We start from the raw sequence: 14,872 nt of genomic DNA, 5'->3' as shown, positions 1-14,872 counted from the left end.
AAGAAAAAGCCGACCCCTCATCGGGACCGGCTGCCTTGTTTCACAGGTAGCGACGCGCTCACATCGCCGGGACGTATTTGCCGTCCTTGACCGTCAGCAGGATCCGCGAGCGGTCGTCGAGGCCGTAGCGGTCTTTTTCGGTCCAGTTGTAGACGCCCTGGCTCGCGACGATCTCCTTCTCGGAGATGAAGGCCTGGCGGATCGCCTCGCGGAATTCCGGCGTGCCGGGCTTGGCGGTCTTCAGCGCGGTCGGGATGATGCGCTTCAGCACCTCGAAGGCATCAAAGGAGTGGCCGGCGAACTGGCTGCGGCTGTTGGCGCCGTACTTGGCTTCATAGGCCGCATTCAGCGTGAGCCCGGGCTTCTTGGTCAGCGCGCTGTCTGGTTGGGTTTCCGGCGACATGATCGGGCCGGCCGACATGATGACGCCTTCCGCCGACGCGCCTGCGATGCGGATGAAGTCCATCGTGGCGGCGCCATGGGTCTGGTAGATCAGGCCCTTGTAGCCGCGCTCGCGCAGCGCGGTCTGCGGCAGCGCCGCGGCGGTGCCGGAAGCGCCGACCAGGATGGCGTCGGGGTTGGCGGCGACGAGCTTCAGCACCTGGCCCGCGACCGAGGTGTCGGGACGCGCGAAGCGCTCCTCGTCGGTCATGGTGAGGCCCATCGGCACGGCCTGCGCCTTGAAGTCATTGACCCAGAGATCGCCATAGGAATCCGAATAGCCGATATAGCCGACGGTCTTGATGTTGTGCGCCTTCATGTGCTCGTAGAGCACCTTGCCCATGATCGGGATCGACTGCGGCAGGTCGACCGACCATTTCGCGCGGGCCTCGTTGATCGGGAACGGCGCAAGGCCGAGATGCGGGATGCCTGCTTCGTTGGCGACCGTCGACACTGCGATCGTCGTCGGCGTGATGCAGGAGCCCATGATGATGTCGGCCTTGGACTCGGTGACGAAGCGCCGCGTATTGGTGGTCGCAGCCGTCGGATCGCCGGCGTCGTCGAGCACGATCAGCTTCAGCGGCACGCCGCCGATCTCCTTCGGCACGAAATCGAGCGCGTTGCGCTCGGGGATGCCGAGCGCCGCGGCGGGGCCGGTGGTCGAGATCGAGATGCCGATGGTGATTTCATTGGTCTGCGCCAGTGCGGGCGCGCCCGGTAGCGCGAAAACAGCTGCGAGCGCCGCTGCGGCGAGAGTGGCCTTCCTCATTCATTCCTCCCTGCAGATAAGTTTTTTGGATTTAAACCAGTTTTGCGGGCCAATTCAGCCCCTTCTTTAGAGCATGATCCGGAAAAGTGGAAACCGGTTTTCCGATCGGCACATGCTCCAAAAGTCGAGTCATTGCGGAGCCGCGAATAAGCCCTTCACGAGCACCTCAGCCGTTCATGAAGCGGTCGATGATCTCCTGCGGAAATGGCGCCGATTTCAGCTTGGCGGGATCGTCCGGGTGACGGCCGACCAACACCCGCGTCTCGAACGCCTCGATCGCCAGTGCCTCGCCCTTGAACACACGGTGCACCACCTCGAAGCTCGAGCGCTTGATGCTCTCGATCCGGCTCTCGATGGTAATCCAGTCGCCATGGGTCGACGGGATGTGGAATTTCGCCCGCGTGTCGACCATGGGAATGCCAACCAGGCCGTATTTGTGGACGAGGTCCTGCTTCGAGCAGCCCGCCGCCTCGAACATGATCGAGGTGGAGTCGTCGAACATCGCAAAGTAGCGCGGGTAGTAGACGATGTTGGCGGGGTCGCAGTCGCCCCACTGTATCTGCACGTCACGCCGATTGACGAACATGGTTTACCGAACTCCGATAGCACCGCAACGGAAGTGGGCTCCCTCTCCCATGGGGAGAGGGCTGGGGTGAGGGGGTACGGTCTTCGTTGTTGATCCTAACCCCTCACCCGGATCGCTGCGCGACCCGACCTCTCCCAATGGGAGAGGTGGAAGCGCATTCGTCGAATATTCTCGGGTCACAATCATGCGTCAGCGCGGCGCCATCCGGAGCGCGGCATCGAGCCGCACTACTTCGCCGTTCAGATAGGGATTGTCGATCATGTGCAGCGCCAGCGAGGCGAACTCGTCGGCCTGGCCCAGCCGGCGCGGGAACGGGATCGCGGCGGCGAGCGAATCCTGCGCTTCCTGCGGCAGGCCGGCCAGCAAGGGCGTCATGAACAGGCCGGGCGCGATGGTCAGCACGCGAATGCCGAATTGCGCGAGCTCGCGCGCGATCGGCAAGGTCATCGCGACGATGCCGCCCTTCGAGGCCGAATACGCGGCCTGCCCGATCTGGCCGTCATAGGCTGCGACCGAGGCGGTCGAGATCACGACGCCGCGCTCGCCGGTTGCGAGCGGCTCGAGCTTCGACATGTCAGATGTCGCAAGCCGCAGCATGTTGAACGAGCCGAGCAGGTTGACCTTGATCACCTTGTCGAAGTCGGCCAGCGCCATCGGCCCGTCGCGGCCGATCACGCGCTTGGCCACCCCGATGCCGGCGCAGTTCACCAGCACGCGCGCCGGGCCGTGCGCCTTGGCGGCGGCAGCGACCGCAGCTTCCGCGGCCGCCGCATCGGCGACATCGCAGACCACGGCAATGCCGCCGATCTCCGCCGCGACGCTCTCGGCGAGCTTGGCGTTGAGGTCGCAGACCGCGACCTTGGCGCCCTGCGCGGCCAGCCGGCGCGCGGTCGCCGCGCCCAATCCCGATGCGCCGCCGGTGACGATGGCGGCCTGATCCTTCAACTGCATGGCATTCTCCTCTTCGATATTCAGACTGACGTGATGACCGATGCCGGCGGCACCGGCGCATAGAGCGCTTCGATGATGTCGGTGCGATGCTCCAGCACCGCGCGCTGGTTGATCGAGCCCTTGTCGGTGACCTCGCCGCGATCGATCGACAGCGGCGTGTCGAGCAGGATCGCCCGTGCGATCCGGTTCGACGAACCGGTGGCGCTGGCGAAGACGCGCGCGAAGCGTTCGCGGAAGGCGGCACGCACCAGCGGATCGTTGGCAGCGGCTGCGATGTCGCCCGCCGCAAGCTGCGGATTGATCAGGCGGCAGCCATCGAGATCGAGGATCACGATCGCCGCGAGCTCGTCGCGGTTGAGGCCCGCGATCACGACGTCGCGCACCAGCGGCGCGCAGGTGCCGACGAAGCGCGCGCGCAACGGCCCGACGCTGACCCAGGTGCCGCTCGCCAGCTTGAAATCCTCGGCGATGCGGCCGTCGAAATCGAATCCGGCGTCGAGATCACCGGGATTCGCGGGCTTCAGCGCGTCACCGAACTTGTAGAAGCCTTCCTCGTCGAACGCTTTCGCCGTCAGCTCCGGCTGCCGCCAGTAGCCGGGCGTCACATTCGGGCCCTTGGCGCGCACCTCGAGCTTGCCGTTGTTCGGCACGAGCTTCGCATCATTGCCCGACACCGGAAGCCCGACATGGCCGGAGCGGCTGGTGTCAGGCCGCACCGACATGAAGAACGGCGAGGTTTCGGTGGCGCCGAGGCCGGTCAGCATCGGCACGCGATAGCCCTTTTCCTGCACGGCGAGCGCATCGAGGCTGTTCCAGATGAATGGCGACAGCGCCGCACCCGAGAAGAACATCGCGTGCAGCCGGTGGAAGAATTTCGCTCTCAAGGCCGCGTCGTCGCGCAGATAGGGCAGCAGCGATTCATAGCCCTTGGGCACGTTGAAATAGACCGTCGGCGAAATCTCGCGCAGGTTTCGCACGGTCTCCTCAATGCCGCCGGGCATCGGCTTGCCCTCGTCGAGATACATCGAGCCGCCGTTGAACAACGTCAGCCCGACATTGTGGTTGCCGCCGAAGGTGTGATTCCACGGCAGCCAGTCGACGATCACAGGCGGCTCGTCCTTCAGGAAGGCCAGCGTCTCGCGCAGCATCACCTGGTTGGCGCAGATCATGCGCTGGGTGTTGATGACGGCCTTGGGATTGCCGGTCGAACCCGAGGTCAGCAGGAATTTCGCGATCGTATCGGGACCAACGGCCGCATGGATCGCGTCGAGGCCGCCGTCTTCCGGCGTTGCCATCAGATCGGCGAGCCGCGTCACCTGGCGGCCGGGCACGGCCCCGTGGCTTGCCGCGATCTCGACATCGGGTCCGACATTGGCGCGCAGCGCATCGGCAAATTTGTCGGCGTCGTCGACGAAGACGAGGCCCGGTGTCAGCAGCTTGATGACGAAGCTGAGCTTGCCGTAGTCGCGCGACACCAGCGAATAGGCCGGCGACACCGGGCAGAACGGAATGCCGGCATAGAGCGCGCCGAGTGCGATCAGCGCATGATCGATCGAATTGCCCGACAGGATCACGATCGGCCGCTCGGCCGACAGACCGCGCGCGATCAGCGCCGAGGCGATGCGCCGCGTGCTCTCGCGCAGCTGCGCGTAGGTGATCTGGCGCCAGCCGCCGCCAGCGGCACGCTCGGCCATGAACACACGGTTTGGCTCGGCTTGCGCCCAGTGATGCAGCCGGTCGGTGAGGCGAACCGGAAAGTCGGCGAGCCTGAGCTTGGGACGAAGATAGATGGTGCCGTCGTCGCGCCGCTCGACGGTGACGTCGGGATTGCCGAACGAGATCGGGCGGAGCGGATGCGCGCTCGCAGTAGACGCAGGCGACGTAGTGCTCATGTCGGCTTCACCTTGGCGGTCTTGCGATCCAGGAAGGCGCGGATCCGCTTCTTGGCTTCCTTGTCGCTCTGCGCCACCGTCGCCATCAGCGATTCCATCAAGAGGCCGGTCTGCGGATTGGCCTCGGCGATCATCGGCAGCGCCTGCAACACGGCGAAATTGGTCAGCGGCGCGTTGGCGGCGACGCGCTCGGCCAGTTCCAGCGCCTTCGGCAACGCGCCGTCAGCTTCGGTGAGGTATTGCGAGAAGCCGTAGGCTGCGCCTTCGGTCGCCGAATAGACCCGGCCGGTCAGCATCATGTCCGCCATCCGCGGCACCCCGATCAGGCGCGGCAACCGCACCGATCCGCCACCGCCGACGAAGATGCCGCGCTGGCCCTCCGGCAGCGCGAAATAGGCCGACGGCTCGGCGACGCGGATATGCGCGGCGCAGGCCAGCTCCAGCCCGCCGCCGATCACAGCGCCCTTCAGCGCGGCGATGACGGGGACGCGGCAATACTGGATGCGGTCGAACACGCGGTGCCACATCTGGGAATGCACCAGCCCCTCGGTGGCGTCGCGCTCGGTCAGCTCGGAGAGATCGAGGCCGGACGAGAAATGGTCGCCGACGCCGTGGATGACCACCGCGCCGATTTCTTCAGGGATGGCAGAAAAGCAGTCCCGCAGCGCCAGGATGATGCCGTCATTCAGCGCATTGCGCTTGGCGGGCCGATTCAGCCCGACCGTCAGCACCGCCCCCCGCGTCTCGATCCTGAGCAGCGAGGCGTCACCTGCGTCGGCAGCGTTTCCCATGGCGTCATTGTTTCCTGGTTAGAATAGTTATGTTTTATAACTATCATCGCAGGAGTCAATATGGCCCGCAGGCGGTGCGGGGTGCCGCAGATCTTTCACCCTCCCCTGGAGGGGGAGGGTCGGCTCACATGAAGCGTAGCGGAATGGGAGACGGGGTGAGGTGATCTCTCAACACGGGCAGCGCCTGAATGGAGAGACTGTCACCCCACCTTGATTCGCATTTCATGGAGGGGGAGGATGGCAGCCGGGCCTCACAACACCTGATGCACGTCGATCACGACGCGGTCGGCGTGGCGGGCGGCGGAGCCGATGAAGATGTGCTGCATCAGCCAGCGGTATTTTTCGGCGCCGGTCTCGAATTTCGGCACGGTGCGGAAATAGATCAGCTTCGGATCGACCGGTTCGCCGCGCTTGAGCTTTTGCAACAAATCGACCGGCCCGAAGCGGATGCCCTTGTTCTCGACATAGACGACAGCGCCGTCGTCTGTCTCGAACGCGTATTTTGCCTCCAGCTCGATCAGCTCGTTGGGCCGGATGATCTGGAAGTCGGCGCCGAAGCCAAGCACCTTGCCGTTGACCCCCTCGCCTTTCACCTCGCCGCCGATGATCGGGATGATGCGGCGGACGCCGGTGCCGATGTCGCCGGCGGAGGTCACTTCCGCGATCCTTGCGGTGATGGTGAAGACGTATCTGGTCTGAAGCTCGGGCGTCATGGGTCTAGCCTATCATGCGCTGCGGCAACCAGGTGGCAAGCAGCGGGAACAGGATCAGGATCACCAGCCGGATCAGGTCGGTGATCACGAACGGCAGCACGCCGACGAAGATCGTCGACATGTTGACGTCCTTGATCACGCTCTTGATCACGAACACGTTCATGCCGACCGGCGGATGGATCAGGCCGAGCTCCACCGTCATCACGATGATGATGCCGAACCAGATCGGATCGAAGCCGAGCGAAGTGACGACGGGGAACACGATCGGCACAGTCAGGATTACCATCGCCATCGCGTCCATCAGGCAGCCGAGCACCAGATACATCAGAAGGATCAGCGCCAGCACGCCATAGGGGCCGATGCCGAGCCCGGTGAGGAACTCGGTCACGTTCTGCGGCGTCTGGGTGATGGTGAGGAAATAGCCGAAGCACAGCGCGCCGATCAGCACGGTGAACACGGCAGCCGCGGTACGCGTCGCCTGCAGCAGCGATTGCAGGATGCCGTCCTTGGTCAGCTTGCCGCGGAGGATACCGATGATGAAGGCGCCGACCGCGCCGACCGCGCCCGCTTCGGTCGGGACGAAGAAGCCGCCATAGAGGCCGCCGATCACGAACAGGAACAGCAGCAGCGGCGACCAGACGTCGCGCAGGGCCAGGAAGCGCTCATGCCACGACGCCTTCTTTCCCGCCGGCAGGAAGCCCGGCCGCGTCACGCCGATGATGCCGATCGTGATCATGTGCATCAGGATCGCGAGCAGGCCCGGCACCACACCTGCGATGAACAGCTTGCCGATATCCTGCTGGGTGATGATGCCGTACACCGCGAGCACGGTAGACGGCGGCAACATCGCCCCGAGCGTGCCGCCGACCGCGATCACGCCGGTGGCGAACGACTGCGGATAGCCGAAGCGGCGCATCTCGGGATAGGCGACCGCCGAGAAGGTCGCCGCGGTCGCGACCGAGGAGCCCGAGATCGCGGCAAAGCCACCGCAGGCCGCGATGGTTGCAATGCCGAGCCCGCCCTTCCAGTGGCCGACAAAGGTGTTGGCGGCGCGGAACAGCTCGCGGCTGATGCCCGAGACGGACACGAAGGCGCCCATCAAGAGGAACATCGGGATCACGCCGAACGAATAGTCCGTTACCGTGCGCATGGTGGTCTGGCCGACCAGTTTGAGCGCCGGGGCAAAGCCGGTGAGATAGCCGAAGCCGGTGATGCCGACGAGGCCCATCGCCATGCCGACGGGAACGCGCAGCAGCATAAGCACGAACAGGCTGACGAAGCCGATGACGGCGACGGCCTCGGGACTCAAATCGAGACTCATGGTTCCAGACTCATGGCCGTCTACTCCGCGGTCTTGATCTTGGCATCATGGATATCTTCCGGATGGAAGATCAGGCGATAGGTCCGGATCGCGATCAGCAGCACCGCGGAGACGTCGCCGATCCACGACACCAGGAAGAACGGCCAGACCGGAACGCCGAGATCCATCGTGACGATGTGGCTGTTCTTGGTGTCGATCACCTTGTCGACCAGCGTGTAGGTCTGCACGCTCACCACGAACAGCAGCACCAGCGTCGCGAAGATATCGATCCAGCGCTGATAGCGCGGCGTGGCGTTGGCCCAGACCAGATCCACGGTGATGTGGGTGCCGCGATAGCTGGTCGCCGCAATGCCCCAGAAGATCAGGATGCCGAGCAGGAACTGGCCGAAATTGTAATAGTCGGGGATCGTCACCGCGAAGAATTTGCGCATGAACACCGCGGTGAAGGTGTTGAGCGCGACGACGCCGACGAAAAAGGCCGCCACCCATTCGATCGAATCGATGAAGCGGTCCATGAAATTCTTGCGCGCCGGTTCGGGTGGACCGGTGATCGCGCCGTCTTGAGAGACTTCGGCAGATTGCGTCATACGCTGCTCGATGAGCTTCCTCTCCCCGCCTGCGGGGAGAGGGTTGGGGTGAGGGGGGCTATCCGCGAAACTGGTGCGAGTGAAGAGACCGGTACCCCCTCACCCGGATCGCCCAAGGGGCGATCCGACCTCTCCCCGCAAGCGGGAGAGGTGAAGGGGGAACGCGATCAGATCCCCGCCTCGTACTTCTTCAGCGTGGCCTGCAGATCGGCCTCGATCTTCTCCGCATCGCCGCCGGCCTTCTTCACCGCCTCGGCCCAGCTGTCGCGCAGCGGCTTGACCGCCTTCTTCCATTCGGCGAGCTGATCAGGCGTCAGCGGATAGACCTCGTGGCCTTGCAGCGCCTTCATCTTGGTGCGGCCGTTGGCTTCGAAATCGGTCCAGGGGTCGGTGACCTTGGACGCCCATTCCGGCGAGCAGTGATCGTCGATCACCTTCTTCTGGGCGTCCGACATCGAATTATATTTGGCGAGGTTCATGTTGTAGGTGAACACGGTCGTGTAGAGCGGCACGTCCATGTGGTACTTCACCACCTTGTCGATGCCGAACAGGAAGATCGAGCCCCAGGGGAAGGTGATCTCGTCGGCCACGCCGCGCTCGATCGCGTCGCGCGATTCCGGCGCGGACGCCTGCACATTGGTGCCGCCGAACATCTTGACCATCTCGCCGATCGTGCTCTGCGCCGGCCGCACCTTGACGCCGGAGAGATCGCTCGGCAGCACGATCTTCTTCTTGCCGTGCAGCGCGCCCGGATCGTGGATGAAGGCGAAGCAGAGCTTGGTGTCCTTCATCTCGGTCGGCGCGTATTTGTGGTACCACTCGTTCAGCGCCAGCGTGCCCTTCTTGCCGTCCGAGAACACGAACGGCAGCTGGCCGGCGGCTGCGATCGGGAAGCGGCCGGGCTGATAGCCGGGATTGACATAGGTGACGTCGGCGATGCCGTCGCGCGCCATGTCGTAATGGTCGAACGCCTTGCCGAGCTGCTCGGACGGAAACACGGTGACCTTGATGGTGCCGCCCGACGCCTTCTCGATGTCGGCGGCCCAGGCCTGCGTCGCCGGCACCAGCGGATGCGCCGGCGGGACCCAGAGCGACACTTTGAGATTGACGGTCTTGTCCTGCGCCAAGGCAGGTCCAATGGCAGGGACTGCGGCCGGCACGGTGGCGGCTGCCATCAGCAGCGCCAACAAACTCTTCCTCATCACGTCTCCTCCTCTCCAGGACGGCGGGCTTTGTGCCCGGTCTCATTACTTAACATGTTATCTAATTCGCGCGAATATTCAAGACGAAATCCGCTGCGCGGACGCCTCGTCGCACCCGGCCCCTCCAGCATCTTGCGCTGCGGCGAAAGCTTTCCGCGGCAAATCGGCCTTGCCAAACCTGTTATATGATATAGTTGCCATGGCAAGTTGACGGTGGCCGCCCCGGCGCGGGCGCCCGGCTCAAGCCTATCCGATCGGGAGGAGCAGGTATTGCGGACAAAAGTAGCAATCATAGGCGCAGGTCCGGCCGGACTGTTGCTTGGGCAACTACTTCATACTTTCGGCGTAGACAACGTCGTTCTCGAGCGGCAGACCCCGGAATACGTGCTGGGGCGGATTCGCGCCGGCCTGCTCGAGGAAGGCACGGTGTCGCTGCTCGAGAGCGTCGGCGCAGGCGCCCGCCTGCACCAGGAAGGCCTGGTCCATCACGGCGTCGAGCTGGCGTTCGGCGGCGCGCGGCACCGCATCGACATGCATGCGGCGACCGGCAAGACCGTGACGATCTACGGCCAGACCGAGGTCACGCTCGACCTGATGAACGCCCGCAAGGCGGCCAGCCTGACCTCGGTCTACTCCGCCGCCGACGTCAAGCCGCATGATTTCGACACCGATCATCCGCGCGTCAGCTACGTCAAGGACGGTGTCACCCACGAAATCGCCTGCGATTTCATCGCCGGTTGCGACGGCTTCCACGGCATCAGCCGGGCCAGCGTGCCGGCATCGGCGATTACCAGCTACGAGCGGGTGTACCCGTTCGGCTGGTTCGGCATCCTCTCGGAGACGCCGCCGGTCTCGCCGGAGCTGATCTACAACAACCACGAACGCGGCTTTGCGCTCTGCACGATGCGCTCGACCCATCGCAGTCGCTACTATGTGCAGTGCCCGCTCGACGATCATGTCGATCAATGGTCGGACGAGCGGTTCTGGGATGAATTGAAGCGGCGGCTCGACCAGAAGGCCGCCGACGAGATCGTCACCGGCCCCTCGATCGAAAAGAGCATCGCGCCGCTGCGCAGCTTCGTCGCCGAGCCGATGCGGTTCGGCCGCATGTTCCTGGCCGGCGACGCCTCGCACATCGTGCCGCCGACCGGCGCCAAGGGCCTCAACCTCGCGGCCAGCGATGTGCATTATCTGTCGCAGGCGCTGCGCGAATATTACGACGAGAAATCCTCGGCCGGCCTCGACGGTTATTCGGCCAGGGCGCTGGCGCGGGTCTGGAAGGCGGTGCGCTTCTCCTGGTGGATGACCTCGATGTTGCACAAATTCCCCGACGAGGGCGAATTCGCAGCGCGCATCCAGATCGCCGAGCTCGACTACCTCGTCAGCTCGAAGGCGGCGTCGACCTCGCTGTCGGAGAACTATGTGGGGCTGCCGTTCTAGCGAGGAGACGACTCCTTCGGGACCCGTCATCCTGAGGTGCGCGAAGCGCGTTATGAGTCGGACTCTGAGGAGCGCGCAGCGCGTTTCGAAGGATGAACGGCCCGGCTGGTGGCCGTCGACCCTTCGAGACGGCCGCTCCGCGGCCTCCTCAGGGTGACGGTGATGGGCCTAACGAATCCAAGATCCCGCTTGCGTCAGGCCTTCGCGGCGTCCAGCCTCGGCAGCGGAGAAAGCCGGGAGCGGGCCGCCATGTTCACGCTGTACTTCGCACCGGGCGCAAGCTCGATGGCCGTCCATATCGCCCTGCACGAGATCGGTATCGGCTTCGAGGCCCGGCCGATGTCGTTCAAGCGCAACGACATGCAGGCGCCCGATTATCTTGCGATCAATCCGGAGGGCAAGGTCCCGACGCTCGTGATCGACGGCCGGCCGCTGACCGAAGTCGCGGCGATCCTGTTCTATCTTGCTAGGCGCTTTCCCGAGGCAAAGCTGCTGCCGCGCGACGATCTGGAAGCCGAGGCACAGGCGCTGTCGTGGATGTCCTTCATCGCGTCCACGCTACATCCAGCGCGGGCGCGGGCTCGATTATGCGAAGCAAGTCTGGGGCATCGCAGACCGCCGCCTCGGGAATGGCTGGGTGATCGGCAGCTACTCGATCGCCGACATCCATCTGTTCCGCCTGTACTGGCGGCTTGCCAATTCGCTGAAGTTGCCGCCGGAGACGTTCCCTCACCTCACCGCACATTACGACAGGATGATGGCGCGGCCGGCGGTGCAGAAGACGATCGAGATCGAAAGCGAAGTCGGCTACGAACTGCCGGCGTGACCGGCTCGCGCGTCGGCGCTTTCAAACATCCGCGCAAATCCCGTTTAAAACTTTGTAGGCGGTGAAACCGTCATCGACATCGCATTCAATGGCGTCAACGTCACAAGCGAGATTCAGATGACCACTGATACGCAAGTCGCACCCGACATTCCCCAAGACGTCCCGCAAGGCTTCGAGCCGCTGTTTCGCAAGAGCCCGCTCACCGAGCCGTGGGAGCCGCTCTACCAAAAGAAGACCGAGCGGTCCGTCATCATCGGACTCCGCTTGGCGAGGCCGCACACCAACGGCCGCGGCCTGATCCATGGCGGGCTGATCGCAGCACTTTCCGACAATGCGATGGGCTATAGCTGCGGCCAGGCCACCGGCTGGACGACGTCGTATGTGACGATCTCGCTCACGGTCGATTTCGTCGGCTCGGCCAATGTCGGGCAGTGGCTCGCGATCGAGAGCGATGTGATCAAGACCGGCAGCACGATCTGCTTCGCGCAGAGCCTGATCAAGGCCGACGGCGTGACCATCGCGCGCGCCAGCGGCACGTTCCGCGTGGTGCCGAAGAAGGTGAGTGTCGTTCCGGGGCGCGAAGCGAACCCGGAACCTCGAGATTCCGGGTTCGATGCTGCGCATCGCCCCGGAATGACAAGCTAACCGAAATGCCAGTCGGTGATCTCGGTGACGAGATCGATGAAGGTCCGCACCTTGGCCGACAGCAGCCGGGATGTCGGGTAGACGATGTGGATCGGCACCGGCGGCTGCTCGAAATCGGCAAGCACGATTCGGACCCGCTTCGCTTTCAGCGATTCGGCGGCCTGGTAGGCCATCACCCGGGTCAGTCCGCCGTCCTGCTCGGCGAACTGGATGGCGGCATCCGAGCTGTTGCTGGTGAAGCGCGGCGTAGGCGTAATACGGATCTCCTGGCCGTCCTCCATGAAGCGCCAGTCCGGCGTCGCGGTCATGGCGCCGAACTGGATGGTGTCATGGGAGGTCAAGTCTGCCGGCCGCTTCGGCTCGCCGCGGAGCTTGAGATAGCCGGCCGAGGCCACCACGATGCGGCGCATCTGGCCGACATGCCGCGCCACCAGGGTCGAATCCGGCAGGTGCCCGAGCCTGACCGCGAGGTCGACGCCGTCCTCGACGAGGTTGATCCGGCGATCCGACAGCCGCAGGTCGACCTCGACATCGGGATAGCGCTTCAGGTAGGCGGAGACGACCGGGCTGACATGCAGTCGGCCGAAACCGAACGGCGCCGAGATCACGAGGCGGCCTTCGGGGCGGGTGCGCTCGCTCTCCACCGCATCCTCGGCCTCCTCGACATCGGCGAGGATCCGCCGCGCCCGCTCCAGATAGCGCGAGCCGGCGTCGGTCAGCGTCACCTGCCGCGTCGTCCGTTGCAGCAGGCGCGCACCCAGCCGCTCCTCCAGCGCCGCGATCAGCCGCGTGATGGCCGATGGCGACAGGCCGAGCTTGCGCGCGGCGGGGGCAAACCCCTCGAGGTCCGCCACCGCGACAAAGGCCTGCATGGCGTCGATCCGGTCCATGGCACTATTGCATAATCGGCAACAGTGAAGTGTCAATTCACAAGATTGCTTACGATCCGGAAACGTCCATCTTGTGGTGGCAGGACGCCCGTTTCGGAAGGCCCAGATGTCCGATGCCCACACCTATCCCAGCGACGTCGCCTTCACCCCGGCGGTCAAGGTGATCCAGACCCGCAAGGGTTCGCGCGACACGTATGCCGAGGTCGAGGCGCACGGCGGCTGGCGCACCGAGATCGACGAGAGCCTCGCCGGCTTCCTCGGCGAGGTGAACAGCTTCTATTTCGCGACCGCCTCGGCGGACGGGCAGCCCTACATCCAGCATCGCGGCGGGCCGAAGGGTTTTATCAAGGTACTCGACAAGCAGACCATCGCGTTTGCCGATTATAGCGGCAACCGGCAGTTCATCACGCAGGGCAATCTCTCGGAGAATGCGAAGGCGTATATCTTCGTGATGGATTATGCGCACCGCCGCCGCGTCAAGCTGTGGGGCGAGGCGCGGGTCGTGGAAGACGATCCAGCGCTGACACGCGCGCTGATGCCGCAAGGCTATCGCGCACGGCCTGAGCAGGTGATCCTGTTCAAGGTCGCGGCGTGGGACACCAACTGCCCGCAGCACATTCCGCAGAAGTTCGACGCCGCGGATGTTGCGGCCGCGCTGTCCTCACGCGACCAGCGCATCGCCGAGCTCGAGGCGGAGCTCGCCGCATTGAAGGGCGAGCCCGCGCCGGCTTAAGCCGCTTGCTGCTGCAGCGGCGCCCAGGCGAACTCCGGATAATATTGCTGCATCATCCGGCCGACATAGGCGGTGAGATTGTCGAACTTCTCGGTGCGCTCGCGCAGCGGCGAATCGAAGAACGGCGTCAGGATCCCCGCCAGCGCGCCGAACGCGGTGGCGTCCGTGCCGCAAGGTGCGTTGCCCATCAGATAGGGCTTGTCGCCGAGCTGTACCGACAGCGCAAACAGCGAGCGCATCGCGACATCGACGTCCTCGTCGGGCCCATGGCGGCCAAGCCCGCTGAGCAGATAGTTCTCGGCCACGCGGAACTGGGCGTCCTCGCGCATCTTGTCGCGCAGATGATCGGGCGCGCCGTCGAAGAAATGCGCGGGTCCCTTGGCGAAATTGGTATCGTCGACCCAGCGCGCGCCGACCAGCGCCCAGTAGACGTGATGTTCGATCATGCGCTCGAAGGCCCAGGCCTGCGCGCGCGCCTGCAGGCTCAGCGGCGCGTCGAAATCGAAACCGTATTTGCCCTCGATATGGGCGCGGATGAAGGTCGAATCGGCGATCGTCTCGCCGTCATCGGAAATGAACGGCAGCTGGCCCTTGGGAGAGGCCGGCGGCATCGCCTTCTCCTTGGTGTAGGCAAGCCCGGCCATCTTGAGCTGGACCTCGGTCTTGGTCACGAAGGGGCTGATTTCCGGCAGACCGAAGCCCGTGCCAAAGCCAAAAAGCGTAATCATATGAAGCTCCCGATCGCCTGTGGTCGTAAAACGAAGCTAGCTGTCCCCTGCTGCCAGCATGGTGTCAGCAGTAGTGGCATTCCCTGCCGAGCGGGCCTGCGGGCGCGAGGCGGCGAACCGCCTCGCGAACGCGCTTGACCAGCCGTGCCCGCCCGTAGGACCAGGCGGCGCCGATGGACTGTGCGACCAGCGCGACCAGGGCCCAGCGCAGGTCGTCAGAGGTGGAGTAGACCGTGACCAGTTGTTCCAGCGCGAAGCTCTGCGCCTGCCTGAAACCGAGCTCATCAAGATTCGTCATGGACAAATTCCCTTCACTTGAGGTGTTGTCCTGATATAGCCCCCACCTGCTGCCAACAT

The 14,872-nt window shown here is 64.5% G+C and carries 15 protein-coding genes and 1 pseudogene; 4 read left to right on the top strand and 12 right to left on the bottom strand.

The window, feature by feature from the left end:
• Window positions 1–58 precede the first annotated feature (58 nt).
• The 9 genes from QDT69_RS34445 to QDT69_RS34405 form a co-directional block, all read right to left on the bottom strand.
• Window positions 59–1,210, bottom strand: coding sequence for an ABC transporter substrate-binding protein (locus QDT69_RS34445; RefSeq protein WP_279710916.1), 1,152 nt, complete (start codon window positions 1,208–1,210; stop codon window positions 59–61).
• Between the two features lie 166 nt (window positions 1,211–1,376).
• Window positions 1,377–1,796 carry a thioesterase family protein gene (locus tag QDT69_RS34440; protein ID WP_146988797.1) on the bottom strand — a complete coding sequence of 140 codons (420 nt, stop codon included), beginning with the start codon at window positions 1,794–1,796 and terminating at the stop codon, window positions 1,377–1,379.
• A 189-nt stretch (window positions 1,797–1,985) separates the two neighbouring features.
• Window positions 1,986–2,747 carry an SDR family NAD(P)-dependent oxidoreductase gene (locus tag QDT69_RS34435; protein ID WP_279710915.1) on the bottom strand — a complete coding sequence of 254 codons (762 nt, stop codon included), beginning with the start codon at window positions 2,745–2,747 and terminating at the stop codon, window positions 1,986–1,988.
• A gap of 20 nt (window positions 2,748–2,767) precedes the next feature.
• Entirely contained in the window at window positions 2,768–4,639 is a 1,872-nt protein-coding gene (locus tag QDT69_RS34430) for a feruloyl-CoA synthase (RefSeq protein ID WP_279710914.1), read from the bottom strand.
• Window positions 4,636–5,430, bottom strand: coding sequence for a crotonase/enoyl-CoA hydratase family protein (locus QDT69_RS34425; RefSeq protein WP_050629564.1), 795 nt, complete (start codon window positions 5,428–5,430; stop codon window positions 4,636–4,638). Before QDT69_RS34425 ends, QDT69_RS34430 begins: the two co-directional genes overlap by 4 nt.
• 251 nt (window positions 5,431–5,681) lie before the next feature.
• Entirely contained in the window at window positions 5,682–6,143 is a 462-nt protein-coding gene (locus QDT69_RS34420; RefSeq protein WP_279710913.1) for a DUF3237 domain-containing protein, read from the bottom strand.
• Window positions 6,144–6,147: 4 nt separating this feature from the next.
• Complete coding sequence (locus QDT69_RS34415) at window positions 6,148–7,452, bottom strand: TRAP transporter permease (RefSeq protein WP_279710921.1); 1,305 nt, start codon at window positions 7,450–7,452, stop codon at window positions 6,148–6,150.
• 32 nt (window positions 7,453–7,484) lie between these two features.
• Window positions 7,485–8,051, bottom strand: coding sequence for a TRAP transporter small permease (locus QDT69_RS34410; RefSeq protein ID WP_279710912.1), 567 nt, complete (start codon window positions 8,049–8,051; stop codon window positions 7,485–7,487).
• Between the two features lie 167 nt (window positions 8,052–8,218).
• On the bottom strand, window positions 8,219–9,253 hold the full coding sequence (locus QDT69_RS34405) for a TRAP transporter substrate-binding protein (protein WP_279710911.1): 1,035 nt from the start codon (window positions 9,251–9,253) through the stop codon (window positions 8,219–8,221).
• A gap of 270 nt (window positions 9,254–9,523) precedes the next feature.
• Between QDT69_RS34405 and pobA the strand changes: the two genes are divergently transcribed.
• From pobA to QDT69_RS34390, 3 genes and pseudogenes are all read left to right on the top strand, one after another.
• Window positions 9,524–10,693, top strand: coding sequence for a 4-hydroxybenzoate 3-monooxygenase (gene pobA, locus QDT69_RS34400; RefSeq protein ID WP_279710910.1), 1,170 nt, complete (start codon window positions 9,524–9,526; stop codon window positions 10,691–10,693).
• A gap of 249 nt (window positions 10,694–10,942) precedes the next feature.
• Window positions 10,943–11,584, top strand: a complete 642-nt coding sequence (locus QDT69_RS34395; RefSeq protein WP_279710909.1) for a glutathione S-transferase N-terminal domain-containing protein — start codon at window positions 10,943–10,945, stop codon at window positions 11,582–11,584.
• A gap of 52 nt (window positions 11,585–11,636) precedes the next feature.
• Window positions 11,637–12,077, top strand: a pseudogene (locus QDT69_RS34390) (PaaI family thioesterase); the annotation flags it as partial.
• Between the two features lie 83 nt (window positions 12,078–12,160).
• On the opposite strand, the gene QDT69_RS34385 reads toward QDT69_RS34390, so the two are convergent.
• Window positions 12,161–13,054: a LysR family transcriptional regulator gene (locus tag QDT69_RS34385; protein WP_279710907.1), complete on the bottom strand. Its 894-nt coding sequence runs from the start codon at window positions 13,052–13,054 to the stop codon at window positions 12,161–12,163.
• A gap of 106 nt (window positions 13,055–13,160) precedes the next feature.
• Between QDT69_RS34385 and QDT69_RS34380 the strand changes: the two genes are divergently transcribed.
• The gene (locus tag QDT69_RS34380; RefSeq protein WP_279710906.1) at window positions 13,161–13,787 is read left to right on the top strand and encodes a pyridoxamine 5'-phosphate oxidase family protein; all 627 of its coding nucleotides are present in this window, start codon (window positions 13,161–13,163) and stop codon (window positions 13,785–13,787) included.
• Here QDT69_RS34380 and QDT69_RS34375 read toward each other — a convergent pair.
• The gene (locus QDT69_RS34375; RefSeq protein WP_279710905.1) at window positions 13,784–14,515 is read right to left on the bottom strand and encodes a glutathione S-transferase family protein; all 732 of its coding nucleotides are present in this window, start codon (window positions 14,513–14,515) and stop codon (window positions 13,784–13,786) included. The two genes, QDT69_RS34380 and QDT69_RS34375, sit on opposite strands and share 4 nt — an antisense overlap.
• A gap of 64 nt (window positions 14,516–14,579) precedes the next feature.
• Window positions 14,580–14,813, bottom strand: a complete 234-nt coding sequence (locus QDT69_RS34370) for a hypothetical protein (RefSeq protein ID WP_279710904.1) — start codon at window positions 14,811–14,813, stop codon at window positions 14,580–14,582.
• Window positions 14,814–14,872 lie beyond the last annotated feature (59 nt).

The organism is Bradyrhizobium sp. CER78, assembly GCF_029846235.1.
Classification (GTDB): domain Bacteria; phylum Pseudomonadota; class Alphaproteobacteria; order Rhizobiales; family Xanthobacteraceae; genus Bradyrhizobium.
Note: the sequence above shows the minus strand (reverse complement) of the source record. Positions and strands in the feature narration are given on the sequence as shown.